We start from the raw sequence: 26024 nt of genomic DNA, 5'->3' as shown, positions 1-26024 counted from the left end.
GGGTTTAGTGTTCGCGAGTTAAACACCAATCCCGCTGTGGCGCAGCAGCGCATCTGGTGATGGCTCGCGGCCACGGAAGCGTTTGAACAGCTCCATTGGCTCTTCACTGCCGCCGCGCTCAAGAATGTTCTCAAGGAACGACTGGCCGGTTTCGGTGTTGAAGATACCCTCTTCTTCAAAGCGGCTGAACGCGTCTGAAGACAGCACTTCCGCCCACAGATAGCTGTAGTAACCCGCACTGTAACCACCCGCAAAGATGTGGCTGAATGAGTGTGGGAATCGGTTCCAGTCTGGAGACGGCACAACCGCGACCTGGCTCTTCACTTCTGCCAGCGTTTCCAGCACTTTCGCGCCTTCTTCTGCATCAAAGCGGGTAAACAGGGTAAAGTCGAACAAGCCAAACTCTAGCTGGCGCAACATGCCCATGGCTGAGTTGTAGTTCTTCGCTGCCAGCATTTTATCCAGCATCTCTTTTGGCAGTGGCTCGCCGGTCTCATAGTGGCCAGAGATAAACGCCAGCGCGTCTTCTTCCCAGCACCAGTTTTCGAGGAACTGGCTTGGCAACTCAACCGCATCCCAAGGCACACCGTTGATACCAGATACCGACGACACATCAACCTTGGTCAACATGTGGTGGATACCGTGGCCGAACTCGTGGAATAGCGTCACGACTTCATCATGGGTAAACAGGGCTGGTTTACCACCGATTGGTTTGTTGAAGTTACAGGTCAGGTAAGCCACCGGACTTTGCAGATCGCCAGATTCAGTCACACGACGCACTCGGCACTCGTCCATCCACGCGCCGCCACGTTTGTGTTCACGGGCGTAGAGGTCGAGATAGAAGCTGCCACGCAGTTCGCCTTTCGCATCGAAGATATCGTAGAAAGAAACGGACTCATGCCAAACGTCCACGCCGTCACGACGTTTAACGTCCATGCCGAACACACGTTTCAGCACTTCGAAAAGACCTGCAACCACTTTGTCTTCAGGGAAGTATGGTCGCAACTCTTCATCAGAAATGCTGTATTGATGCTGCTTAAGCTTCTCGGCGTAGTAACCCACGTCCCAAGGTTCAAGCGTTTCCACGCCGAAGTTGTCTTTGGCGAATTGCTGGAGGGTATCGAATTCTTTTAAGCCCTGCGGGCGCGCTTTTTCCACCAGCTCACTCAGGAAGGTCAGTACCTGATCGGTTGATGCCGCCATTTTGGTTGCCAGCGACAGTTCGCTGTAAGTGGCAAAGCCCAGCAGACGGGAAATCTCGCTTTTCAGCAGCAAGGTTTCATTGATGAGGTCGGTGTTATCCCACTTGCCTGCATTTGGACCGCGGTCAGATGCGCGGGTGGTGTACGCCTCGTACATTTCTGCGCGAAGCTCACGGTTGTCACAATACGTCATGACTGGCAGGTAAGACGGAATGTCCAGTGTCAGCAAATAACCATCAAGCTCTTTGCTTTCAGCCTGCGCTTTGGCTGCAGCAAGTGCAGATTCAGGCATGCCAGCCAGCGCGTTTTCGTCGGTCACATGCTTGGACCATCCCATGGTGGCGTCGAGCACATTGTTCGAGAAGGTCGACGAAAGCTCAGACAATCGCTTGCTGATTTCACCAAAGCGGTGCTGCTCTTTAGGTGGCAGTGCAATACCGGAAAGCTCGAAATCGCGCAGAGAGTCAGTAATGGTCTTTTGTTGTGCTGGCGTCAGGGAGTCAAAATCGTCACGCACTTTAATAGCTTTGTAAGCATCATAAAGCGGCTTGTGCTGACCTACCCACGTCGAGTAGTCAGATAACATTGGTAAACAAGCCTCATAGGCTTCACGCAGCGCCTGGCTGTTCACCACCGCATTCATATGGCCTATCGGTGACCAAATACGGCTTAGCCTGTCGTCGCTCTCTGCCAGTGGCTCACAGATGGTGTCCCAACTTGGATCCGTGTTGTTTTCCAGTACCGCTTCAATCGCAGCGCGGCAGTCTGCAATTGCCTGCTCTACCGCAGGTTGTACGTGCTCCGGTTTGATTTCAGAAAAGGGAGGCAAATCAGTAAACGTTAGCAGCGGGTTGGACATTGTCAGTTCCTTTCATTTCTCAGACTCTGTATTTATGGCGTCAATCAACCGCGTTTTCAATGCTGAGGCTGCATCGAACCTCCCAATAGGAGATAATAGTCTTCTATTTCTAATATTCACCGGATACAAACATGCTCAGTTACCGCCACAGCTTCCATGCTGGCAACCATGCGGATGTGCTCAAACATATCGTTCAAAGCCTTATCATTGAATCGCTTAAGCAAAAAGACAAAGCATTCGTCTACCACGATACCCATAGCGGTGCGGGTCGCTACGATTTGTCTGACGAACGCGCTGATAAAACCGGTGAGTACAAAGAAGGTATCGGCCTGATTTGGGAAAGCGATGACGCGCCTGAAGCTATCAAGCCATATCTGGGTGTTATCAATTCTCTAAACCAAAGCAACAAGCTGCGTTACTACCCTGGCTCACCGAAAGTTGGCCACAGCCTGCTGCGCGAACAAGACCGCGCTATTTTCACAGAGCTTCACCCAAGTGATTTCCCTCTCCTGCTTCAGGAATTTCGCGGTGACCGCCAGGTGAAAATGTACAAAGAAGACGGTTACGCGCGTCTTAAAGCAAGCCTGCCACCCAAAGAGCGACGCGGAGTGGTGTTGATTGACCCACCTTACGAGCTCAAGCACGAATATCAGGACGTGGTAGATGCGATTGATGAGAGCGTGAAGCGTTGGGCCACCGGCACCTATGCGATTTGGTATCCGGTGGTTTACCGCAAAAATATCGATCTCATTACCAAAGGTCTAGAAAAGCTCGGCATCCGCAAAATTCTGCAAATCGAACTGGGTGTAGCTGAAGACAGTGAAGAGCGTGGCATGACAGCATCCGGCATGATTGTGATTAATCCGCCATGGACGCTGGAAACACAGATGAAAGAAATTCTACCTTGGCTGCAAAGTAAAATTGCACCCGAGACAGGCCACCAATTTGTACAATGGGTAGTGCCTGAATAACATACGGATCTTGAAAGGTCTGATATTATCAGGGGATGCTAATGCTTCCCCGCTCAACGGGATTTAAGAATAACCAAACGGAGAAACTCATGGCCAAGCATTTTGATTATATTTGTATCGGCGGCGGCAGTGGCGGTATCGCATCTGCAAACCGTGCCGCGATGTACGGTGCAAAAGTCGCGTTGATCGAAGCGCAACACCTCGGCGGCACCTGCGTAAATGTAGGTTGTGTACCGAAAAAGGTGATGTGGCACGGCGCGCAAATCGCAGAAGCCATCAAAATGTACGGCCCAGACTATGGCTTTGACACCACACTGAACAAGTTCAGCTGGGACAAGCTGGTAGAAAACCGTGAAGCCTACATTGGCCGCATCCACACTTCTTATGAAAACGTGCTGGGCAAGAACAAAATCGAAGTGATTGAAGGCTTCGGCAAGTTTGTTGATGCCAAAACGGTTGAAGTGAACGGAGAGCACTACACCGCTGACAATATATTGATTGCTGTCGGTGGCGCGCCAACCATTCCAAACATTCCAGGCGCGGAACACGGCATCGACTCCAACGGCTTCTTTGAGCTGAACGAGCAACCAAAACGCGTTGCTGTGGTTGGCGCAGGCTACATCGCAGTGGAGATCGCCGGTGTATTAAATGCACTAGGCACTGAAACACACCTGTTTGTGCGTAAAGAGTCTCCACTTCGCAGCTTCGACCCAATGATCATCGACACACTGGTTGAAGTGATGGAAAAAGAAGGCCCAGCGCTTCACACCCACTCGATTCCAAAAGAAGTGGTGAAAGAGTCCGACGGCTCACTGACCCTACACTTCGAAAGTGGCGAAACTCACAACACGGATCTGCTGATCTGGGCCATCGGCCGCCATCCAAGCACAGATAAGATCAATCTGGCTGCAGCAGGTGTTGAAACCAACGACCGTGGCTACATCAAAGTGGATGAATTCCAAAACACCAATGTTTCTGGCATCTACTGCGTGGGTGACATCATGGAAGGCGGCATCGAGCTGACACCGGTTGCAGTTAAAGCAGGTCGCCAACTGTCAGAGCGCCTGTTCAACGGCAAAACCAACGCCAAGATGGACTATGCGCTGGTACCAACTGTGGTATTCAGCCACCCACCAATCGGCACCATCGGCCTGACTGAAGGCGAAGCGAAAGCGCAGTACGGCGAAGAGAATGTGAAGGTTTACACCTCCAGCTTCACCGCGATGTACACCGCCGTTACCCAGCATCGTCAACCATGCAAAATGAAGCTGATCTGTGCGGGAGATGACGAGAAAGTGGTGGGTCTTCACGGCATCGGCTACACCGTCGATGAAATGATCCAGGGCTTTGGGGTTGCGATGAAGATGGGTGCAACCAAAGCGGATTTCGACAGCGTAGTCGCGATCCACCCGACGGGTTCCGAGGAATTCGTGACCATGCGTTGATCGCCAAGCGATTAAAAAAAGCCTCGCTGTTGCGGGGCTTTTTTGTCACTCACACAACACATTCAATGTCAGCGTATCTGATATTGCCACAAACGACATATCCAGCTTGATGTCGTATACATGCCCGTTACCAAGCCAATAGGGATACAGTGCCGGCAGTTCGTCTGAGCTTCGTTGTCTTGCGATAGCCTTCCTAAGGCTCCCAGCAGATACCAACTTTCTGCCTTTCTGGCGACACGCATTGCTCGCGTCTTCATAGGTTGCTCTCCACCAGTCGCGGCGATTCACCGTGTAGCGAGCATCCATTCCCTGAGGCTTTGGTGCCCAGAAGCCCAACACTTGTTCTTGTTGCCTCACGATGCCACTTTTTGATGCTTGAACGGTGGTCTTTGATGACCGCTTTTTAATGCTGGGTTTGAAACCTATCTGGCGGATAAAGGCATCCGACATTTCAGAGCTTGTGCGGAGGTTGTCTCTGGCATTCTTCGCATCAACAAAAGAATCATAAGGTCCTGCTAAGCAACGATATTGGCTGCCTTCTTTTCGATAAAGCACCTCGTTTGCTTTCCCATTCTTGTCAGGTATTTCACTGTAAATACCACACTGAACCCAAAATGCGCCGTTCTTAGCAGGCTTTCTCCCCCACAGCCCTTCGCCAATGGGACAGTTTTTACCAACGATTTGGTCGCCTTCAGGTGATGTAGAACTCAGACAAAGTTTGTTGATATCGGAAGAAGCAAACGCAGATGAGCAGAAAACCAAGAAACTACTCAACATGAAGATATTCAGAACGGAGAATCTGCGGGAACGCATCAATAATTGCCTTTTACTGCCGTACAACGGAAAACGCGTGCTTTCGCGCTCATTTTAAGAGGCGAATGCTTTAGGAAGTAAATTTGCGTCTGTTTCTACAGCAGGATTCACAACTCTGCGGATAGTTATGGCGAGGGCTCGCACAACACCAGCAAGGCAGACTCAAGGGAGAGTGGCATAGAAATCCCCATCACCACATCAAAAGCCCGCATCTCAGATACCCAATACGGTAAGCGGCTAGGGTAAGTATTTTTCCAGTCTGGCATCGATGACAGGGCTTTTAACGTGGATTCTGACACCAATGTCATTCCATCTTGTCGACAGGCTTGATTGGCCTCTTTGATCGTGGCACGCCACCAAACGTTTTGCTTATCACTGTAACGCGGCTCACCAGTCTCCGGCATCGGACTTTTCAGAGCACCAACATCAATATACTGGCGGGTTGTTTTTGCTGGCATTAACTTTGACGCTTTCGCGGCTTTAACTTTGCTAGGTTTATCAGGCTTACTGACCTTCGAAGCGTTTTCAGGGAGGGAGACGTCGCGGATAAAAGCAGAAGCAAAGACCTTACGTTGTTTCATCACATCCTTAACGATTTCAGCTTCCGAGTAGCGTTCAAAAGGACCAACCAGACAACGATATTTATCGCCCTCTTCGCGGAACACCAATTTGTCCTGCATCAGTACGGCTTCTATTTCTTTTGCAAACCAAGGTTTAGGTAATTGACTGACTACGCCACACTGCACCCAAAACCTGCCATCATTTCTGATGGGACGTTTTGACCAAAGACCCGAACCGACCTGACAGCTTTGGTCTACGACCTGCCAACCATCTTTTTCCACGGGCTGACACGACGAATCGGCCTTGGCTGACTGCCATGGAAAAAGGCCAAGAAACATGAGAGTTATAATGCCGAAAAGAGTAAAACGCATTGCACCTCATCCCGTCAGGAATTTTTATGGTTCAGATAGTTAGCCTAGCTCGAAAATTCAAACTCGACGAATCGAGAAAAGAAAGGGCAGCTCCGGCCGCCCTTTTCTGTTTACTGTGAAGCGCGCTGTTCGTCCACAACCAAACAAGCGATTTGCCTATCACCATACGTTTTTAATGCAGGCTGCTGTTGATGACATTTCTCAACGGCATCACGACAACGAGCATGGAAAGCACAACCTTTTGGCGGATTCAATGGGCTTGGTAGTTCGCCCGTCAGCTTGATACGCTCGCGACGGTGTTCTGGGTCGAGCCTCGGCGTCGCTGAAAGAAGCGCTTGTGTATAAGGGTGCTGAGGCGATTTAAAGATTTCATCTGCCCGACCTTTTTCTACACAACGCCCTAGGTACATCACCATGACTTCATCGGCGATATGCTCAACCACTGACAAATCGTGAGAGATGAATACGTAGGAAAGCCCAAGCTCTTCCTGCAAATCCATCATCAGGTTCAGTACCTGTGCTTGCACTGATACATCAAGCGCAGAGACCGGCTCATCTGCTACCACTACTTCAGGGTTCAGCATCAGGCCTCGTGCAATCGCAATACGCTGACGCTGACCACCAGAGAACATATGCGGATAACGGTCGTAGTGCTCGGTTTTAAGGCCCACTTTCGCCATCATCTCCAACGCGCGGGCTTTGCGATCGGCGGAGCTCATGTCGGTATTGATTTCAAGCGGCTCTTCCAAAATTTGGCCGATTTTCTTGCGCGGATTCAGGGAGCCATATGGGTTTTGAAAAACGATTTGGATTTTTTGGCGACGCAGTTTGTCAGACTCGGGATCACGTTTAAGAAGATCCTGCCCTTTAAAATCCAGCGTGCCACCAGTCGGCGTCTCGATCATGGTAAGAAGACGACCCAGTGTCGATTTACCACAACCTGATTCCCCTACCACCGCTAACGTTTTACCGCGTTCAAGCGTAAATGAAACACCATCGAGGGCTTTGACTTCCGCTTCCGGCTTAAACATGCCTTGCTTTACCGGATAGTATTTTTTCAAATCCACTGCATGGAGCAGCGGCGCTTGTTGATCACTCATCGCGTTGGCTCTCCCTGCTCATTCAATGGATAGTGACATTTCACCGCGCGCTCTGGCGGCCCCTGTACAGCGGGCTCTTCACTGCGACACTTGTCCGTAGCGTACGGGCAACGCGGGTTCAACATACAACCACGGGGTCTGTCGAAAAGCCCTGGCACCACACCAGACAGTGAGTCCAAACGACTCTTACCTGACGATGATTCAGGTAAAGAACGCAGTAATGCCTGCGTGTATGGGTGTTTCGGCGAACGGAAAATCTCTACTGAAGAGCCGGTTTCTACCACTTGCCCTGCATACATCACCATGACTTTATGAGCGGCTTCTGCCACCAGCGCTAAATCGTGGGTGATCAGGACCAGTGCCATGTTCTGCTCTTTCTGTAGATCGAGCAGCAAGTCGATGATCTGAGCCTGAATCGTCACATCCAGTGCAGTTGTTGGCTCATCCGCAATCAATAGGCGCGGATTACAGGCAATCGCCATCGCAATCATTACGCGCTGGCTCATACCACCTGACAACTGGTGCGGATACACTTTCAAACGCGAAGCTGGGTCGGGAATACCTACCAGTCTCAATAGCTCTTCAGCACGGGCTCGGCGTTCTCTTTTGCTACCACCCTGATGTACCTGAAGGGCTTCCATGATCTGATAACCTACTGTGAAGCAAGGGTTCAGACTGGTCATCGGATCTTGGAAAATCATTGAGATATCCGCACCCGTGAGCTTTTTGCGCTCTTTCTCTGCCATCTCCAGTAGGTTTTCACCGTGAAAATTGACCGAGTCTGCACTCACACGTCCCGGATAATCAATCAATCCCATGATAGCCAGAGAACTGACCGACTTACCGGAGCCTGACTCACCTACGATTCCGAGAATTTCCCCTTCATCGACGGTATAACTGATTTTATCAACCGCTTTAAACGGCGCGCTCTCGTCCCCAAAATGCACAGAGAGCTGATTAACTTCTAATATTGCCATCATGCTCTCCTACTGCTTCAACTTTGGATCCAGTGCATCACGCAGGCCATCACCCATGAGGTTAAACGCCAGTACGGTCAGCAGGATAGCCAAACCCGGGAAAGTTACTACCCACCAGGCTGAATTGATGAACTGACGCGCATCTGCCAGCATTACGCCCCATTCAGGTGTTGGTGGCTGTGCGCCCAAACCAAGGAAGCCCAGTGCAGCCATATCCAGAATCGCAGCTGAAAAACCTAGCGTTGCCTGGACAATCAGTGGTGCCACACAGTTTGGAAGCAATACAGAAACCATAAGACGGAAGTGACCTGCACCCGCCACACGTGAGGCGGTGACGTAATCACGGTTAATTTCTGCAAGCACAGATGCTCGGGTCAGACGCACATAGTGCGGCAGCGAAACAAAAGAGATAGCAAGAGACGCATTAAAAATAGAAGGCCCAAGGATGGCAACGATAGCAATCGCGAGCAACAGACTCGGCAACGCCAGCATGATATCTACCATGCGCATGATGGCAGTATCAACCATACCACCAAAGTAGCCAGCCACCAGCCCCATAAAGACACCAAGGACCAGCGACAAAGCCACCACCAAGCAGCCAATAAGCAGCGACAGGCGCGCACCATAGATAAGACGCGAGAGTATATCGCGGCCCACGTCGTCAGTCCCCAGAATAAAGCTCCAGCTTCCGCCTTCAATCCATGCTGGTGGCACCAACAGTGCATCGCGGAACTGCTCTGCAGGGTTGTGTGGCGCGACAATCGGCGCCAGCAAGGCGACGACAATGACTATAGCAATGTAGATAAGTCCCGCCAGCGCACCTTTGTTTGAAGAGAAATATCCCCAGAACTCTGCGAACGGCGACAACGGTTCGCGCTCTTGAGGCAGGTTTGAAGTTTGTGTAGTTTCAGACATCGTTTCCCCTCCTACTTACCGTGACGAATGCGCGGGTTAACGACGCCATAAAGGATATCGACAATCAGGTTCACGACAATAATGATGGTCGCAACCAGCAAGATACCGCCTTGCACGACTGGGTAGTCGCGACGGCCAATAGATTCAATTAACCATTTTCCGATGCCCGGCCAGGCGAAGATAGTTTCAGTCAGGATCGCTCCGGACAGCAAAATACCCACCTGAAGACCAATCACGGTTATCACTGGAATCAAAGCATTACGAAGGCCGTGGATCAAAATAACGCGCCAAGGCATTAAGCCTTTTGCACGAGCTGTACGGATGTAATCTTCACCAAGAACTTCCAGCATCGAAGAACGTGTCATACGCGCGATAACTGCAAGTGGGATGGTACCTAGCGCAACAGCTGGCAAGACCAAATGGTGAACGGCAGCAGTAAATGCACCCTCTTCCCCCGACAACCAACTGTCAATCAACATAAAGCCAGTGACTTCATCAACCCAATAGGTTGCATCGTCCATCCGGCCCGATACCGGTGTTAAATCTAGGCCAATCGAAAAGAAAAGAATGAGCAAAAGTGCCCACCAGAATATCGGCATGGAGTAGCCTGTCAGCGATACCGCCATCACCGAGTGATCGAGAAAAGTCCCCCGCTTCACAGCAGCAAGAATTCCTGCTGGCAGTCCCACTGCTATCGCAAACAAAGCTGCGCAAAGCGCAAGTTCCATCGTTGCTGGGAAAAGGGTCAGAAACTCCTTCATCACTGGCTCTTTGGTGATTAGTGAGTTACCCAAATCGCCATGAAGGACATTGCCGATGTAAACGAAATACTGCTCAATCAGAGGCTTATCAAGCCCAAGCTCAGCCATTAGCTGGGCATGGCGTTCAGGTGAAACGCCGCGCTCACCCGCCATCACTTCGATGGGGTCTCCAGGGATCATCCTGATAAGGGAAAAGGTCAGCAGGGTAATGCCGATAAACGTCGGGATCACCAACCCCAAACGTTTGAGAATAAACTGCAACATAAAACGACTCGCTCAACTGCGTGGTGACGCAAAAACCGCGGCTAAATCCGTCAGCCGCGGTGTTCTTTTGCCTGGCGTGATTATTCTTGAATGTCTACGCCATAGAAGATGTGACCACCGAATGGGTCAATCTTGTAGTCTTTCACTTCTTTACGGACAGGCTCGAAGACAACTGAGTGCGCAATGGTTGCCCACGGTGCCTGATCTTTGAACACTACCTGTGCTTGTTCGTAAAGCTTGGTGCGCTCTGCAACATCAGAGGTTTTCTTTGCTTTTTGGATCAGGTCTTCAAACGGTTGATGACACCACTGTGCACGGTTTGAACCGCCTACACCCGAACAGCCCAACAGCACGGCAAGGAAGTTATCCGGGTCACCGTTGTCACCGGTCCAGCCCAGCAACAGAGTATCGTGCTCACCAGTCTTAGAGCGTTTGAGGTACTCACCCCACTCGTAAGTGACAATCTCGGCTTTTACGCCCAGTTTTGCCCAGTCTGCCTGAATGACTTCAGCCATGCGGCGAGCATTCGGGTTATAAGGGCGCTGTACTGGCATGGCCCAGATGTTAGTGGTGAAACCTTCACCCAGACCCGCTTCTTGTAGCAGTGCTTTCGCTTTTTCCAGATCGAACGGGTAGTCCTGAACGGAATCGTTGTAAGACCAAATTGTTGGCGGAATTGGGTTTTTCGCCGCCTTACCAGCGCCTTGGAAGACTGCATCAATGATGGCTTCTTTGTTCACTGCCATATTCAATGCCTGACGTACTCGTACATCAGTAAATGGTGCTTTTTGGGTATTGAATGCTAGATAACCGACGTTCAAACCTTCCTGACTCATCAGGTTAACCACATCGTCAGAACGCATGCGCTCCAGATCAGCCGGGTTTGGATATGGCATTACATGACACTCACCTTTTTGCAACTTCGCATAACGAACGGATGCATCAGGCGTGATTGAGAACACCAGGCGGTCGATTGGTGCTTTGCCTTCGAAGTATTCTGGGTGTGCAAGGTAACGGATGGTGGAGTCTTTTTTGTAGCCCGCCAAGACGAAAGGCCCCGTACCCACGGGTTCCAGATCCAGTTTCTCCGGCGAGCCTGCTTTCAGCATTTGATCCGCCTGCTCAGCAGACATAATAGACGCGAAGTCCATTGCCAAGTTTGCAATAAATGGCGCTTCTGGACGAGTCAGGTTGAACTTTACGGTGTAATCGTCAACTTTCTCGATAGAACTGATCAGATCACCCATTTCCATCGCATTGAAGTACTCATAGGAGCCACCAGATACCTTATGGTATGGATGGCCTTCATCCTTCTGACGCATGAAAGAGAATATGACATCATCTGCGTTGAAATCACGGGATGGTTTAAATTCTTTGGTGCTGTGGAACTTTACGCCTTCACGCAGTTTGAAGGTGTATGACAGACCATCATCAGAGACAGTCCATGACTCTGCCAGACCCGGGACGATTTTGGTTGTCCCGCGCTCGAACTGAACCAGGCGGTTAAAGATTTGGCGAGAGCTCGCATCAAAAGTGGTGCCTGAGGTGTAGAGAGACGGGTTAAATCCTTCTGGTGAGCCCTCGGAGCAATAAACCAAGGTTTTTGCCTGTACTCCGGCTGCCACAGCTGAAGCAATCAAAGCTGCACTCAGCTTCAACATTCCTGTTTTCATCGTTTGACTCCATGTGGTTTGAACGATAAACGGCCGCCTCACCATTTCACCCCTCTAAGGAAAACGCTTTCAACGAATCCAAATGCAAAAAAGTGTTATCGGAGATTGAAGTGGTGCAAGTTAGCGGCCAGTTTTAAATTGCGCAAATTAGACGCAATTTGTTGATAAAAGAATCTGGCAAACATTTCACAAAAAATCAACAAAGCAGCACAAAGTTCCATATTCACACTCCGATATCGCATAATTAGTCATCTCTTAACTGTCATACGGCAAATGTATAAACAGCACCAAGATTAATCCAACCCATTGTTTTATAAATAAATTGTTATTTTGACACTAGGTTTAGCATGATAATAAACAAGAGAAAACAGAAGGGAGTAAGCAGGAAATCAGAATCACAGTAGAAAAGCCAATCGATGATATATAAGCAGAAACATTTGTTAGCATTTTTAGCTAAAAATTAACCAACAATACCGAACAATACTCGACAAAAGACAACGCATTGAAGTGCATAAATAGAAGCAAAGACATGCATTAAACACGTATAAAACGTCGTTTTTCAGCACGACTGACTTCAAAGATTCGATATTTTTCCTATGAAGCTCTGTTCAAGTGGTCAAAAATAGAACACTTATCGCATTTGCGCCAACGAGCGCCTCGATCCAGTCAGCCTATTTATCTGCCTAATCAAAGTGCAACATTGCACTCGTTTAGGCTAATGAGTTACAGCACTTGCCAAGCAACTTATGTTACCCCAGAGAAGACACAGCCGAAAAAGTTGGGGAGGTATCGCAAATGAAAAGAGGCCGAATACGAAAAGGCCCGCTTGAGTGAGCAGGATTCTCTATATATGGTCGATGACGAGGGATTCGTGCGGGGCGGCCTTCCGCACCCGACCATGGGCTGGACAACCCAAACACCAGATACGAAAAAGCCCGCTCGATTGAGCGGGCTTCTCTGAAAGTGGTCGGTGAAGAGGGATTCGAACCCCCGACCCTCTGGTCCCAAACCAGATGCGCTACCAAACTGCGCTATTCACCGAGTGGGGTGGCTGACGGGACTTGAACCCGCGACAACCGGAATCACAATCCGGGACTCTACCAACTGAGCTACAGCCACCACTGTTTTGTTTGCCAATTTCTTTTCGGGTTTGGCATTCCCAACCAGTTCAGAACTACAGAGAGTTCTACCCTTGCCTAAAACGACGAAAGCCCGCTTGATTGAGCGGGCTCTCTGAATGTGGTCGGTGAAGAGGGATTCGAACCCCCGACCCTCTGGTCCCAAACCAGATGCGCTACCAAACTGCGCTATTCACCGAGTGGGGTGGCTGACGGGACTTGAACCCGCGACAACCGGAATCACAATCCGGGACTCTACCAACTGAGCTACAGCCACCACTGTTTTACTTCGCCAAATTTTCTATTCCGGACTGGCGCACCCGACAGGATTCGAACCTGCGACCTTTGGCTCCGGAGGCCAACGCTCTATCCAGCTGAGCTACGGGCGCTTGCCCCTGTCGGCGGAGTCGCATATTACGGATATCGCCTCCTGCCGTCTAGCACTTTTTTTAATTTTTTTTTCGAACGGTTTATTTTTATCCGATCGGGCTAAAAACAGTGCAGGCAGGCGATATCATAACGGTTTCACGCAACAATCTAAAGCGCTATAATCACTTAATCTTTACACGGAGTTAACCTTATTTCGTCCATACTTCGTATTTGAGATCGTCACAATTGTTGAAAGGTCGACCCAGTTAGCCGATCCGCCTCTACAATTGTGATAAAAATATCTAACCGCATAAAAAATGTCCGATGATTCGGAACCAAAAAGATATTGGGAGTGAAACAGTGAGCGCAAAGGGAATTTTTTTACGTCGTTTAGCAGTATCTGCTGTCACCGCTTTGTTTCTGATGGGTACAGCGCATGCTGCTGACATGTCAGAAGAAGCCATTGCAGAACGCATCGCACCAGTCGGTTCCGTTTACTTGGACGGCGAAGCACCTGTTGAGACTGCTGCCGCACCATCAGGCCCACGCACTGGTGATTCCGTTTACAACACCTACTGCATGGCATGTCACGCAACTGGCGCAGCTGGCGCACCAAAAGCAGGTGATACCGCAGCTTGGGAACCACGTCTGGCACAAGGCCGTGACATATTGAACAAGCATGCCATCGAAGGCTTCAACGGGATGCCAGCACGCGGTACTTGTATGGACTGTTCTGACGATGAAGTCATTGCGGCTATCGATCACCTTCTGTCTCTGTAAAAGCAGCATTCAAGTTTGACTAGAAAAGCGGCGTTCAAGCCGCTTTTTTGATACCTGTTTATCAGTCTGGAAGCAAGGACACTGAATTCCCCTGCTACATCCCCCATCATTCACGCGTGTTTTCTTCTTTCCTGTTCCTAAGATGACCGAATTCGAAAAAATGACCCAAGGCCTCGCCTTTAATGGGTGCGATGAAACGATTGATTCCATTCGCTCGAAAGCCTTCCAACTCCTTCAACGCTACAACACTCTCCCAGTTGACCAATCCATTGATATTGCATCAGAGCTGTTTGGCAGCATTGGGGAAGACTCAATGGTGATGCCGCCTTTCCACTGCGAATTTGGCAAAACCATCCATATCGGTCCCAGTACCTTTATCAATATGGGTGCGATGATGTTGGATGGTGCACCAATTACCATTGGCAGCAACGTGCTCATTGGACCTAACTGCCAGTTTTACACCGCTGGCCACTCAATGGATTACCGCCGCAGACGCAACTGGGAAACCTTTTGCAAGCCAATCGTGGTAGGTAATGATGTCTGGGTGGGCGGCAATACAGTGATTTGCCAGGGCGTGACCATTGGCGCTCGCTCAGTGATCGCAGCCAATTCCGTGGTGACCAAAGATATGCCTGCAGATTGCCTGATTGGTGGGACACCCGCTAAGGTGATTCGTAAGCTTCACGAAAACGAAACGCCAGAAGAAGCTTTAGAAGCCTAAAAAAGCCGGGAATTCCCGGCTTGTCTTTGTCAGTCCTTCTTGAGCATAGCGCGAAGGTTGGCAATCGCTGCCTGCCCTTTTGCCATTCGCTCTTCTTGCGTCTGGGGCTTTTTCTTCTCTTCCCATTCCACATCATCGTATGGCAGCTCTTCAAGAAAACGGCTCGGCAGAGGCTTTATCAGCTCGCCGTACTGACGGCGCTCCTTGCAAAGCGTAAAGGTCATCTCACGTTGCGCACGGGTAATGCCCACATAGGCAAGACGACGCTCTTCCTCCACATTGTCTTCGTCAATGCTCGACTGGTGCGGCAAAAAGCCTTCTTCCATCCCTACCAGATACACATACGGGAACTCGAGCCCTTTAGAGGCATGCAGTGTCATCAACTGCACCTGATCCGCGTCATCATCGTCCTCGCCACGCTCCATCATGTCGCGCAGCGTCAGGCGCTGAACCACTTCGCGAAGCGTCTTCACTTCGTTGTCGTAGTTGTCACCTTCAAGATCTGCCACAATCCAGCTGTAAAGATCGGAGACGTTCTTCATCCGCATCTCTGCTGCCTTAGGGCTGGCCGAAGTTTCGTATAACCAGTCTTCGTAGTGCGAGTCACGTACTAATGAGCGCACTGCATCAACCGCATCGCCACGCTCAAACTGATCGGAAAGCTCGACAATCCAGCGGGTAAAACGTTGCAGGGATTCCAGACCACGACCATTCAGGTGCTCCTGAAGCCCCAATTCGAAACTCGCCGCAAACAAGCTCTTTCCACGCATGTTGGCGTACGTTCCCAGCTTTTCGAGTGTCACAGGGCCAATTTCGCGACGCGGTGTATTCACAATGCGCAGAAATGCGTTATCGTCATCCTGATTGGTCAGCAGGCGAAGATACGCCATGATGTCTTTAATTTCTGCCCGCGCAAAGAATGAGGTGCCGCCCGAAATCTTGTAAGGAATACGGTTCTGCATCAGCGCTTTTTCGAACAAGCGTGACTGGTGATTACCGCGGTACAGGATGGCGTAATCTTTGTAGTCCGTGCGGTTCATAAATTTGTGCGCAATGATCTCACCGACCACACGCTCTGCTTCATGCTCTTCGTTGTTGGCTTTCAGCACTTTGAGCATTTCGCCGTCTGGCAACGCGGAGAACAGGGTTTTCTCAAACACGTGCGGGTTGTTGGCAATAAGGATATTCGCCGCGCGCAGGATACGGCTGGTTGAGCGGTAGTTCTGCTCCAGCTTGATCACTTTCAGGCTTGGAAAGTCCTGATTCAGCATCAAGAGGTTCTTTGGCTGTGCACCACGCCAGCTGTAGATAGACTGGTCATCATCACCCACCACGGTAAAGCGGGCTCGTTCCCCCACCAGCAGCTTCACTAACTGGTACTGGCTGGTGTTGGTATCCTGATATTCATCCACCAGCAGATAGCGGATTTTGCTTTGCCAACGCTCACGCACTTCCTGATTGGTTTTCAGCAGGATCACTGGCATCAGAATCAAATCATCAAAATCCAGCGCGTTGTAAGCTTTCATCTGCTTTTGGTACATGGCATAGCAATGGGCAAATAACTGGTCGCGTTCGCCCATTGCCGCAGATTCCGCCTGCTGCGGCGTCAGCATGTCATTCTTCCAGTTGGAGATGGTATGCAGCAGCTGGTTCAGCAAATCCTTGTCGCCGTCGAGTTCATCTTCAGTCAGCTCTTTTAAAAGTGCCATCTGGTCTTGATCATCAAACAACGAGAAACCCGCTTTTAGGCCCAAACTTTTATATTCGCGGCGAATGATATTCAGGCCGAGTGTGTGGAAGGTAGAGACCATCAAACCCCGCGCTTCCTGTCGGCTGAGCGTTTGACCAACGCGCTCCTTCATCTCGCGAGCCGCTTTGTTGGTAAACGTCACGGCAGCTATATGGCGGGCTTTGTAGCCACACTGCTGGACCAAATAGGCAATTTTGTTGGTGATAACGCGTGTTTTACCGGAACCCGCACCAGCTAGAACCAGGCAGGGCCCGGAGACATGGTGGACAGCGTCATTCTGAGCTGGATTAAGTTTCATGCGGTTCCTCTGTTCAATCACGCGATATTTAGCAGATGCATTGTATACCCAAACAACCTGAAGATGCAGGATTCAGCAAGGTTGACTGGGTATAGACGGAATAACGACGCACTTCATCTTTCGTCGATTTAAAGGAAAGAGTTGGCAGCCTGTAACAAAATCCATACAATGAATGAACGTTCATTCACTGGAGCGCTGTGTATGTCTGACAAGAAAACACAGATCCTGGAAGCAACGGAACGATTACTGGCGAAACATGGCTTCGACCGTCTGTCGATGCAAATGGTGGCCAAAGAAGCCGGGGTGGCAGCCGGCACCATTTACCGTTACTTTTCAGACAAAGACGACCTGTTAAGCCAACTTCGAAACCATGTTGTCCAGCAATGCGCTGCCAAGATGCTTGAGGGTCATAGCGACAACATGTCTTTGAAACAACAATTTGTCACCTTGTGGTTGAATGCCTGGCAGTTAACTATCAGCCGTGACGATAATGCGATTAACCGGGAACAATTTGACAGTTTGCCGTATCAGAACAACGGCGAACAGAAAATGGCAGAGCGGGAGGCTTTTTCACCCATCCACCAACTCTTCCAAACTGGTATCGCTAATGGAACTTTCAAACCCCTGACCACCGACGTGCTATCTGGGATAGGTCTTGAACCCGCAGTCTGTTTAGCTCGCAAACAGGTGAAAGGGGTTATAACGCTTGACGCCTCGGCGCTAGATGATGCCATCGATGCTTGCTGGGACGCGATTTGCCTTCATAAAGAATCGGAGCAATCTCAATGAAGAAATGGTTTGTAGTCATGTTAGTCGTGGCGGTTTTGCTGTTTGGCACCGTGATTGGCTTTAACATGTTCAAGCAACAGAAAATTGCCGAATACATGGCAAACATGCCTGAGCCAGAATTTCCGGTCACCGCCGTGGAAATGGTTTCAGTCGATTGGGTACCGACCATAGAGGCGATCGGTTTTATTGAACCGAACCAAGGTGTCACCCTAACCACCGAAGTCAGTGGTGTGATTGAGACTATCAACTTTGAATCCGGTCAGTCGGTAAAACAAGGTGATGTCCTGCTGGCATTGGACTCTAAGGTAGAAGTCGCCAACCTCAAGAGTACTCAGGCCCGCCTGCCTGCTGCTGAAGCAAAGTTCAAACGCTACCAAGGTCTGTTCCGCAAAGGCTCAATTTCTAAAGAAGCGCTGGACGAAGCTGAAGCTAACTTCCGCTCATTGCAAGCAGATGTAGAAAGCCTGAATGCGTCGATTGAGCGTCGTACCATTGATGCTCCATTTGATGGCATCGTCGGTCTGCGAAACGTCTTCCTGGGTGAATACTTACAACCAGGCACAGAAATCGTGCGTCTGGAAGACACGTCAATCATGCGCCTTCGCTTCACGGTTCCACAAACCGACATTGCGAAAATCAAGCTGGGTCAACAGATTGATATCTCGGTAGATGCCTACCCAGATACACCATTTACCGGCAAGATCAGTGCAATCGAGCCTGCAGTTAACTTTCAAAGCGGTTTGATTCAGGTACAAGCAGACATTCCAAACAACCACGGTCAGCTGCGCTCAGGTATGTTTGCCCGTGCAAATATCATTCTGCCAACGTTTGAAGATCAAATTGTTGTCGATCAGACTGCCATCAACTTCACCCTCTACGGTGAAAACGTGTATGTACTGCGTGAGGAAGACGGTGCAACCCGAGCCTATCAGCAGGTTGTGAAAGTCGGTGAGCGTAAAGATCACATCGCACACGTGCTGGAAGGCCTGGAGCCAGGTGACAAAGTCGTGACTTCCGGTCAGGTGCGTCTGAGCAACGGTGCGAAAGTACGTGTTGTGAAAAGTGATGCTCTCAACCCACCGGCAGAGCTGCCACAACTGTAAGAGGCCGCTATGAAATTCACTGATATTTTCATCAAGCGTCCGGTACTGGCGGTGTCGATCAGTTTTCTGATCGCACTGCTTGGCCTGCAGTCGATGTTCAAGATGCAGGTGCGGGAATACCCGGACATGACCAATACCGTGGTCACCATCTCCACCAGTTACTATGGTGCGAGTGCTGACCTTATTCAGGGCTTTATTACTACGCCACTTGAGCAGGCCGTTGCACAGGCGGACAACATTGACTTCATGACCTCGGAGTCGGTGCTGGGTAGCTCAACCATCACGGCATACATGAAGCTCAATACCGATCCAAATGCTGCGCTTGCTGACATTCTGGCAAAGGTGAACTCGGTACGTGCACAGTTGCCAGGCGAGTCAGAAGACCCGTCAGTGTCGATGTCGACCGGTTCTACCACCGCGGTAATGTACATCGGCTTTACGTCGGAAGAGCTTGATTCCAGCCAGATCACTGACTATCTGGAACGTGTGACCAAGCCTCAGCTGTTTACCGTAAACGGTGTAGCAAGTATCGACCTATATGGTGGCCTCAAGTACGCGCTGCGTGTATGGCTGGATCCTGCAAAAATGGCTGCGTTTAACCTGACAGCGACTGACGTGATGGGCGTGCTGAACGCCAACAACTTCCAGTCTGCGACTGGTCAGTCCATCGGTACCTACATGGTATACAACGGTTCGGCAAACACTCAGGTTTCTGACACCGAAGAGCTGAAACGCCTGGTTGTTGCCACCCAGAAAGGTCAGGTCATTCGTCTTGGCGACATCGCAAAAGTGTCGCTTGAGAAGAGCCATGACGTTTACCGTGCGACAGCAAACGGCTCAGAAGCTGTGGTTGCAGCCATTAACGCCGCACCAACCGCCAACCCGATAAACATCGCAGCAGATGTGCTTGAGAAGCTCCCAGAGCTTGAGCGCAACATGCCAAGCACCATCAAGATGAACGTGCTTTATGACTCGACCGTTGCCATCAACGAATCGATTCACGAGGTAGTGAAAACCATCATCGAAGCAGCACTTATCGTACTGGTGGTGATCACCCTATTCCTGGGCTCATTCCGTGCAGTACTCATTCCGATCATCACCATCCCGCTATCGCTGATCGGTGTGGCCATGATGATGGAGCTGTTCGGGTTCTCACTGAACCTGATGACGCTGCTGGCAATGGTACTGGCTATCGGTCTAGTGGTGGATGACGCCATCGTTGTTCTGGAGAACGTCGACCGACACATCAAGCTCGGGGAGTCCCCATTCCGCGCCGCCATCATCGGTACCCGCGAAATTGCCGTACCCGTGATTTCAATGACACTGACGCTGGCCGCGGTATACGCACCTATCGCGCTGATGGGGGGAATTACTGGCTCGCTGTTTAAAGAGTTCGCCTTGACGCTAGCTGGTGCGGTCTTTGTTTCCGGTATTATCGCGCTGACCCTGTCGCCGATGATGTGTTCGAAGATGCTGAAAGCCAATGCGCAGCCAAGCAAGTTCGAAGCAAAAGTACACCACTTCCTTGATCGCATGACCGAGGGCTATGCCCTCATGCTGGGCGGTGTGATGAAGGTTCGTCCTGTCATCATCACCTTCGCCGTGATCGTGTTTGTCAGCTTGCCGCTGCTGTTCAAGTTCATTCCGAGTGAACTGGCACCGGCGGAAGATAAAGGCGTGCTGGTGATGATGGGTACAGCGCCATCGACAGCAAACTTAGATTACATCCAGAACACCATGGCGGAAGTTAACCAGAAACTGGCTGACCAGCCAGAAGTGGCCTTCTCGCAGGTATTCTCTGGTGTGCCTAAATCCAATCAGGCATTTGGTATCGCCTCTTTGGTGCCTTGGAGTGAGCGTGAAGCCAGTCAGGCAGACATCGTGAAGCGTATGACTGAGGAAGTGAAAGACATCCCGGGTATGGCGGTGACTGCCTTCCAGATGCCAGAACTTCCAGGTGCGTCTTCCGGTCTTCCTATCCAGTTCGTGATCACCACACCAAGCAACTTCGAGAGCCTGTTCCAGGTAGCGTCAGACGTACTGTCTGAGGTGAAGAGCAACTCTATGTTTGTTTACTCTGATATGGATTTGAACTTCGATTCGGCGACGATGAAAATCAACATCGACAAAGACAAAGCTGGCGCATACGGCGTGACCATGCAAGATATCGGTATCACGCTGGGTACCATGATGGCTGATGGTTACGTGAACCGTATCGACTTGGATGGTCGCTCCTACGAGGTTATCCCTCAGGTTGAGCGTAAGTACCGCCTGAACCCAGAGTCCATAAAAGGTTACTACGTACGTTCTGCGAACGGCGAGGCTGTGCCGTTGGGCTCACTGATCACCATTGATGTGGTAGCCGAGCCTCGCGCCCTGCCTCACTTCAACCAGCTGAACTCTGCAACCATCGGTGCGGTTGCTGCACCTGGTGTTGCGATGGGCGATGCCATCAGCTGGTTTGAGAATATCGCAGCTGAGAAACTTCCTCGTGGTTACCAACACGATTACCTCGGCGAAGCCCGTCAGTTCGTGACGGAAGGTAGCGCGCTTGTGGGCACCTTTATGCTCGCACTGGCGGTGATCTTCCTGGTTCTGGCAATTCAGTTCGAATCGCTGCGTGATCCACTGGTGATTCTGGTCTCTGTACCACTGGCTATCTGTGGCGCGTTGATTGCCCTCGCTTGGGGTGCAGCATCAATGAACATCTACTCTCAGGTAGGTCTCATCACGCTAATCGGCCTCATCACCAAGCACGGTATCCTTATCTGTGAGGTGGCAAAAGAAGAGCAGCTTCATCGTGGTATGAATAAGATGGAAGCCGTTATGGAAGCGGCGAAAGTGCGTCTGCGTCCAATCCTGATGACCACAGCGGCGATGATCGCAGGTCTTATCCCGCTGATGTACGCCACAGGTGCAGGTGCCGCGCAGCGTTTCAGTATCGGTATCGTTATCGTTGCCGGCCTAGCGATTGGTACCCTGTTCACTCTGTTTGTACTGCCGGTGATCTACACCTATCTGGCGAGCAAGCACGAACCGCTGCCAGAGTTTGAAGAAGATTTGGATGTTTCAGCGCAGGAAAAACCCGCGCACTGATATTCTTCCAATACGATAAAGGGTCTCGATGAGACCCTTTTCTTTTTTCAGCGTAATGAGTAGTAGCCTTTTGCGATACGACACTTTCGACAAAAGGTCAGGTGTTGCTTAGAATAACGGCATCAAAATAAGGAGTAACGCATGTTCGACCCAAAAAAGTTGGAGCAAATTGCCAAGCAAATCCATGAGTCTATGCCGAAGCCGGTAAAAGATCTGGGTAATGATGTTGAGCAGAAGGTTCGTGAGGTGATCCAATCGCAGCTGGCTAAACTGGATGTTGTCAGTCGCGAAGAGTTTGATGTTCAGACGCAGGTTTTGCTTCGCACCCGTCAAAAGCTGACTGAAATGGAACAGAAGCTGGCTGAGTTTGAGCAGAAGCTTAACGAGAAGTCTGACGCTTAAGCGCAAAACGAAAGACATAAAAAAACCCGGCTATTGCCGGGTTTTTCGTATTTATCTATTGCGGTGATTAGTCACCCACTGCAATGCGCTTCATGTCAGTCATGTAGCCACGCAGCTCCTGGCCAATCCACTCTACTGGGTGGTTGCGCAGTGCTTCGTTCACGTCGATCAGCGTTTGGTTGTCAACGTGGTTGCCAGTTTCACCCAGCCCTTTACCAATCACGTCAGTACCAACCAGCGGCATGAACTTCTCACGCAGCAATGGCGTTGCAACGTTAGCGAACAGGTAGTTACCGTACTCTGCAGTGTCAGAGATAACCACGTTCATCTCGTACAGACGCTTACGTGCGATGGTGTTTGCGATCAGTGGCAGCTCGTGCAGTGACTCGTAGTATGCAGACTCTTCGATGATGCCTGATGCAGTCATAGCTTCAAACGCCAGCTCAACACCCGCACGAACCATCGCAACCATCAGGATGCCGTTGTCGAAGTACTCTTGCTCAGCAATCTTAACGTCAGTTTCTGGGTAGTTTTCAAATGCTGTTTCCGCAGTTTCTGCACGCCAGCCCAGCAGGTTCACGTCATCATTCGCCCAGTCAGCCATCATGGTTGATGAGAAGTGACCAGAGATGATGTCATCCATGTGCTTGTTGTAAAGTGGACGCATCAGGTCTTTCAGATCTTCAGAAAGCTCGAATGCTTTTACTTTAGCTGGGTTAGACAGGCGATCCATCATGTGAGTGATACCGCCAAATTTCAGTGCTTCAGTGATGGTTTCCCAACCAAACTGCAGCAGTTTGCCCGCGTAACCCGCATCGATACCGTCAGCAATCATCTTCTCGTAACAAACGATAGAGCCTGCCTGCAGCATGCCACACAGGATAGTTTGCTCACCCATCAGGTCAGATTTTACTTCCGCAACGAAAGAGGACTCCAAAACGCCCGCGCGGTGACCACCAGTTGCAGCTGCCCATGCTTTTGCGATCTCGTGACCTTCGCCTTTTGGATCGTTCTCTGGGTGAACTGCCATCAGTGTTGGAACACCGAAGCCACGCTTGTACTCTTCACGTACTTCAGTACCTGGGCACTTAGGAGCAACCATCACAACAGTCAGGTCACTGCGCACTTGCATGCCTTCTTCAACGATGTTGAAACCGTGTGAGTAGCCCAGCGCAGCACCTTCTTTCATCAGAGGCATCACAGCGTTAACAACTGCAGTGTGTTGTTTGTCTGGAGTCAGGTTAACAACCAGATCAGCCTGAGGGATCAGGTTTTCGTAGTTATCTACGTTGAAGCCATTCTCTTTCGCGTTTTTGTAAGATTGGCGTTGCTCATCAATCGCTGCCTGACGCAGAGCGTAAGACACGTCCAGACCCGAGTCGCGCATGTTAAGACCTTGGTTCAGGCCCTGTGCACCACAACCCACGATAACAACCTTCTTGCCTTTCAGGTAATCCGCTTCATTTGCGAATTCCGCTTTATCCATAAAACGGCAAACACCCAGCTGAGCTAATTGCTCACGCAAGTTCAAGGTATTGAAATAGTTAGACATGTCGAATACTCCGTGAAGAAATTTTGTCCTTTGGCGATGCGAACATGACAATCTGTTGCATCGAATTGCCCCCATCATAGATCAGGTAATTAGTTGCTTAAAGTGATATATTCACAACATGTAATTGCATTTTTTGCAACATGGAAGTTAAGCGATGAACATCAAACATCTTCAACTGTTCATACACCTATGTGACAGTAAAAGTTTCTCCAAAACAGCAGCTGCAATGCACATCAGCCCATCAGCGCTGAGCCGCCAAATACAGAAGCTTGAGCAAGAAGCTGAACAGCAGCTTTTTCTGAGGGATAACCGAAGCGTAGAGCTGACACTAGCGGGGAAAAAGCTATTACCTGTCGCGATGAGAATTCTGTCTGAATGGCAGCAATACCAGAGTCAGTTTAATGCCTCAGGGAATGAGCTAGTCGGCGAGATAAGGCTGTTCTGTTCGGTCACCGCAAGTTATAGCCATTTACCTGAACTGCTATCAGAGTTTCGCTTAAGACACCCACTTATTGAGCTTAAAGTGTCTACAGGGGACCCGGCACAGGCCATAGACAAAGTGCTCTCTGATGAAGCAGACATTGCAATATCCGCTTTGCCTGAACAGCTTCCTTCAAAGGTTTCATTCGAGCCTATCAGCGATATCCCGCTATCTGTTATCGCACCTGCTGGTGTCAGCAGTTTCGCCGATACCCTGCAAAGTGAACATCCTGATTGGTCTTCTATTCCATTTATCGTGCCGGAAGCGGGAACTGCCAGGGAGCGCGCCAACACCTGGTTTAAGAAGATGAAGATTAAACCCAATATCTACGCGCAGGTTTCCGGTCATGAAGCCATCGTGAGCATGGTAGCGCTTGGATGTGGCGTAGGCATCGCACCGGATGTAGTGATCAATAACAGTCCTGTCAGGGATAAAATTGAAAAGCTCAAGCTAGCCCCCATTAAACCGTTTGAACTGGGGGTGTGTTGTCTTCGCTCACAAATTGATAACCCGCTTATTAAAGCGCTATGGGACGTAGCAGAAGGGAAAACGATCTAGTTTCGATACTGTCTCAGCATCGGTATGGCGAAGAGCAGCAACAGCCATCTCTCCTGACTATCCTCACTAGGGATCATCACAAGTGAGGTGTGCAATGAGCGTGATTGAAAAGATAGGGAAAGCGCTAGAACCTTTGATGCTTGTAATGGGCTTGGTCAGCCCCCTAGCAACGTTGCCTCAAATCTATAAACTCTACTTCTCGCACAGTGAGCATGCCGCAGGGTTATCTCTGACAACCTGGGTGCTCTATTCTTTTATCGCCATGCTTTGGACCATTTATGGTCTTTACCATAAAAGCCCAACAATATGGGTGGGTAACGGCTTAGGGTTTCTGATGTATCTCGCTATGGTCGCAGGAATTATTGCACGGGTAGGCATCACCTTCTGACCAAAAGCTTTTAATCCAGATGCTTATTAGGAATTGTTGTGCGCGTATAGCCTCGATAGCAAAAGCCTCGATCATTTAACCGGTACGAACAGTTGCACAGATTGAGGCTTATTAATATGTAGCAGAACGGATAGCGCTCAATGAGGGGCGCAGCTAGTTGCGTGCCGGAAGTGGAGCCGGCCTCCCGGACCTGACCTAAAGCGCAAAGCACTTTTCTGGATCGCAGATAGCAAAAAACCTCAGCATTTCTGCTGAGGTTTCTCTAAGAAGTGGCGGAGCGGACGGGACTCGAACCCGCGACCCCCGGCGTGACAGGCCGGTATTCTAACCAACTGAACTACCGCTCCACACTTAAATTGGAAGCCTGGCGATGTCCTACTCTCACATGGGGAGACCCCACACTACCATCGGCGCTGTTACGTTTCACTACTGAGTTCGGCATGGAATCAGGTGGGTCCATAACGCTATGGTCGCCAAGCAAATTCTGCTAAGTCTTCACCTTTAAAAAGGTCAAAACCAAAATCTTGGAAAGCTGTTTCTGTGTTCTCTACACATTCAATGTTCTATTCGAGTCCGTCAAAACCCCTTGGGTGTTGTATGGTTAAGCCTCACGGGCAATTAGTATCAGTTAGCTCAACGCCTCGCAGCGCTTACACACCTGACCTATCTACGTCGTAGTCTCCAACAACCCTTTAGAGGACTTAAAG

General features: G+C 50.2%; 20 protein-coding genes, 6 tRNA genes and 2 rRNA genes. 10 read left to right on the top strand and 18 right to left on the bottom strand.

From position 1 onward, the window contains the following. Nucleotides 1–18: 18 nt before the first annotated feature. Nucleotides 19–2061, bottom strand: a complete 2043-nt coding sequence (prlC, locus tag GCE9029_RS21445) for an oligopeptidase A (protein WP_062666778.1) — start codon at nucleotides 2059–2061, stop codon at nucleotides 19–21. Nucleotides 2062–2192: 131 nt separating this feature from the next. Between prlC and GCE9029_RS21440 the strand changes: the two genes are divergently transcribed. Together GCE9029_RS21440 and gorA are read left to right on the top strand one after the other, a co-directional pair. Further along, nucleotides 2193–3032, top strand: a complete 840-nt coding sequence (locus GCE9029_RS21440; protein WP_062666775.1) for a 23S rRNA (adenine(2030)-N(6))-methyltransferase RlmJ — start codon at nucleotides 2193–2195, stop codon at nucleotides 3030–3032. A gap of 89 nt (nucleotides 3033–3121) precedes the next feature. Continuing rightward, nucleotides 3122–4477, top strand: a complete 1356-nt coding sequence (gene gorA / locus GCE9029_RS21435) for a glutathione-disulfide reductase (protein WP_062666773.1) — start codon at nucleotides 3122–3124, stop codon at nucleotides 4475–4477. A gap of 45 nt (nucleotides 4478–4522) precedes the next feature. Here gorA and GCE9029_RS21430 read toward each other — a convergent pair whose 3' ends face one another. The 12 genes from GCE9029_RS21430 to GCE9029_RS21375 form a co-directional block, all read right to left on the bottom strand. Continuing rightward, the gene (locus tag GCE9029_RS21430; protein ID WP_062666771.1) at nucleotides 4523–5290 is read right to left on the bottom strand and encodes an SPOR domain-containing protein; all 768 of its coding nucleotides are present in this window, start codon (nucleotides 5288–5290) and stop codon (nucleotides 4523–4525) included. A 125-nt stretch (nucleotides 5291–5415) separates the two neighbouring features. After that, nucleotides 5416–6189, bottom strand: a complete 774-nt coding sequence (locus GCE9029_RS21425) for an SPOR domain-containing protein (protein ID WP_231870179.1) — start codon at nucleotides 6187–6189, stop codon at nucleotides 5416–5418. A 143-nt stretch (nucleotides 6190–6332) separates the two neighbouring features. Continuing rightward, the gene (locus tag GCE9029_RS21420; RefSeq protein WP_062666767.1) at nucleotides 6333–7322 is read right to left on the bottom strand and encodes a peptide ABC transporter ATP-binding protein; all 990 of its coding nucleotides are present in this window, start codon (nucleotides 7320–7322) and stop codon (nucleotides 6333–6335) included. Beyond that, nucleotides 7319–8302, bottom strand: coding sequence for a dipeptide ABC transporter ATP-binding protein (gene dppD / locus GCE9029_RS21415; RefSeq protein WP_231870178.1), 984 nt, complete (start codon nucleotides 8300–8302; stop codon nucleotides 7319–7321). The genes GCE9029_RS21420 and dppD overlap by 4 nt, the downstream gene beginning before the upstream one ends. A 6-nt stretch (nucleotides 8303–8308) precedes the next feature. Next, nucleotides 8309–9214, bottom strand: a complete 906-nt coding sequence (gene dppC / locus GCE9029_RS21410; protein WP_062666763.1) for a dipeptide ABC transporter permease DppC — start codon at nucleotides 9212–9214, stop codon at nucleotides 8309–8311. An 11-nt stretch (nucleotides 9215–9225) separates the two neighbouring features. After that, nucleotides 9226–10239 carry an ABC transporter permease subunit gene (locus GCE9029_RS21405; RefSeq protein ID WP_062666761.1) on the bottom strand — a complete coding sequence of 338 codons (1014 nt, stop codon included), beginning with the start codon at nucleotides 10237–10239 and terminating at the stop codon, nucleotides 9226–9228. 80 nt (nucleotides 10240–10319) lie between these two features. Next, nucleotides 10320–11912: an ABC transporter substrate-binding protein gene (locus tag GCE9029_RS21400; RefSeq protein WP_062666759.1), complete on the bottom strand. Its 1593-nt coding sequence runs from the start codon at nucleotides 11910–11912 to the stop codon at nucleotides 10320–10322. A 964-nt stretch (nucleotides 11913–12876) separates the two neighbouring features. Next, nucleotides 12877–12953 (bottom strand) — tRNA-Pro (locus GCE9029_RS21395). A 2-nt stretch (nucleotides 12954–12955) separates the two neighbouring features. Further along, nucleotides 12956–13031: transfer RNA gene (locus GCE9029_RS21390), tRNA-His, on the bottom strand. A gap of 121 nt (nucleotides 13032–13152) precedes the next feature. Then, nucleotides 13153–13229, bottom strand: a tRNA-Pro gene (locus GCE9029_RS21385). A 2-nt stretch (nucleotides 13230–13231) separates the two neighbouring features. Next, nucleotides 13232–13307: transfer RNA gene (locus GCE9029_RS21380), tRNA-His, on the bottom strand. 35 nt (nucleotides 13308–13342) lie between these two features. Beyond that, nucleotides 13343–13419 (bottom strand) — tRNA-Arg (locus GCE9029_RS21375). A 340-nt stretch (nucleotides 13420–13759) separates the two neighbouring features. Here GCE9029_RS21375 and GCE9029_RS21370 point away from each other — a divergent pair. Beyond that, on the top strand, nucleotides 13760–14179 hold the full coding sequence (locus GCE9029_RS21370) for a c-type cytochrome (protein WP_062666757.1): 420 nt from the start codon (nucleotides 13760–13762) through the stop codon (nucleotides 14177–14179). Between the two features lie 142 nt (nucleotides 14180–14321). Next, nucleotides 14322–14900, top strand: coding sequence for a sugar O-acetyltransferase (locus tag GCE9029_RS21365; RefSeq protein ID WP_062666755.1), 579 nt, complete (start codon nucleotides 14322–14324; stop codon nucleotides 14898–14900). A gap of 29 nt (nucleotides 14901–14929) precedes the next feature. On the opposite strand, the gene rep is transcribed toward GCE9029_RS21365, so the two are convergent. Continuing rightward, nucleotides 14930–16948, bottom strand: a complete 2019-nt coding sequence (gene rep, locus GCE9029_RS21360) for a DNA helicase Rep (RefSeq protein WP_062666752.1) — start codon at nucleotides 16946–16948, stop codon at nucleotides 14930–14932. A gap of 201 nt (nucleotides 16949–17149) precedes the next feature. Between rep and GCE9029_RS21355 the strand changes: the two genes are divergently transcribed. From GCE9029_RS21355 to ubiK, 4 genes are all read left to right on the top strand, one after another. Further along, nucleotides 17150–17737 carry a TetR/AcrR family transcriptional regulator gene (locus GCE9029_RS21355; RefSeq protein ID WP_062667101.1) on the top strand — a complete coding sequence of 196 codons (588 nt, stop codon included), beginning with the start codon at nucleotides 17150–17152 and terminating at the stop codon, nucleotides 17735–17737. Beyond that, on the top strand, nucleotides 17734–18840 hold the full coding sequence (locus GCE9029_RS21350) for an efflux RND transporter periplasmic adaptor subunit (RefSeq protein ID WP_062666750.1): 1107 nt from the start codon (nucleotides 17734–17736) through the stop codon (nucleotides 18838–18840). The genes GCE9029_RS21355 and GCE9029_RS21350 overlap by 4 nt, the downstream gene beginning before the upstream one ends. 9 nt (nucleotides 18841–18849) lie before the next feature. Next, nucleotides 18850–21936: a multidrug efflux RND transporter permease subunit gene (locus GCE9029_RS21345; RefSeq protein WP_062666749.1), complete on the top strand. Its 3087-nt coding sequence runs from the start codon at nucleotides 18850–18852 to the stop codon at nucleotides 21934–21936. Between the two features lie 141 nt (nucleotides 21937–22077). Further along, complete coding sequence (gene ubiK, locus GCE9029_RS21340; RefSeq protein ID WP_002535501.1) at nucleotides 22078–22338, top strand: ubiquinone biosynthesis accessory factor UbiK; 261 nt, start codon at nucleotides 22078–22080, stop codon at nucleotides 22336–22338. Between the two features lie 67 nt (nucleotides 22339–22405). On the opposite strand, the gene ilvC is transcribed toward ubiK, so the two are convergent. After that, nucleotides 22406–23890, bottom strand: a complete 1485-nt coding sequence (gene ilvC, locus GCE9029_RS21335; RefSeq protein ID WP_062666747.1) for a ketol-acid reductoisomerase — start codon at nucleotides 23888–23890, stop codon at nucleotides 22406–22408. Between the two features lie 154 nt (nucleotides 23891–24044). Between ilvC and ilvY the strand changes: the two genes are divergently transcribed. Together ilvY and GCE9029_RS21325 are read left to right on the top strand one after the other, a co-directional pair. Then, nucleotides 24045–24929 (top strand): HTH-type transcriptional activator IlvY, encoded by an 885-nt coding sequence (ilvY, locus tag GCE9029_RS21330; RefSeq protein ID WP_062666745.1) that lies wholly within the window; start codon nucleotides 24045–24047, stop codon nucleotides 24927–24929. 94 nt (nucleotides 24930–25023) lie between these two features. After that, the gene (locus tag GCE9029_RS21325; protein WP_062666743.1) at nucleotides 25024–25317 is read left to right on the top strand and encodes a SemiSWEET transporter; all 294 of its coding nucleotides are present in this window, start codon (nucleotides 25024–25026) and stop codon (nucleotides 25315–25317) included. A gap of 270 nt (nucleotides 25318–25587) precedes the next feature. On the opposite strand, the gene GCE9029_RS21320 is transcribed toward GCE9029_RS21325, so the two are convergent. From GCE9029_RS21320 to GCE9029_RS21310, 3 genes are all read right to left on the bottom strand, one after another. Next, nucleotides 25588–25664: transfer RNA gene (locus GCE9029_RS21320), tRNA-Asp, on the bottom strand. A 15-nt stretch (nucleotides 25665–25679) separates the two neighbouring features. After that, nucleotides 25680–25795, bottom strand: a 5S ribosomal RNA gene (gene rrf / locus GCE9029_RS21315). A gap of 119 nt (nucleotides 25796–25914) precedes the next feature. Continuing rightward, nucleotides 25915–26024: ribosomal RNA gene (locus tag GCE9029_RS21310) — 23S ribosomal RNA — on the bottom strand; the annotation flags it as partial.

The sequence above is a fragment of the Grimontia celer genome (genome assembly GCF_900055185.1).
GTDB lineage: Bacteria > Pseudomonadota > Gammaproteobacteria > Enterobacterales > Vibrionaceae > Enterovibrio > Enterovibrio celer.
The sequence above is the reverse complement of the archived record's forward strand: the minus strand, read 5'-3'. Positions and strand labels throughout refer to the sequence as shown.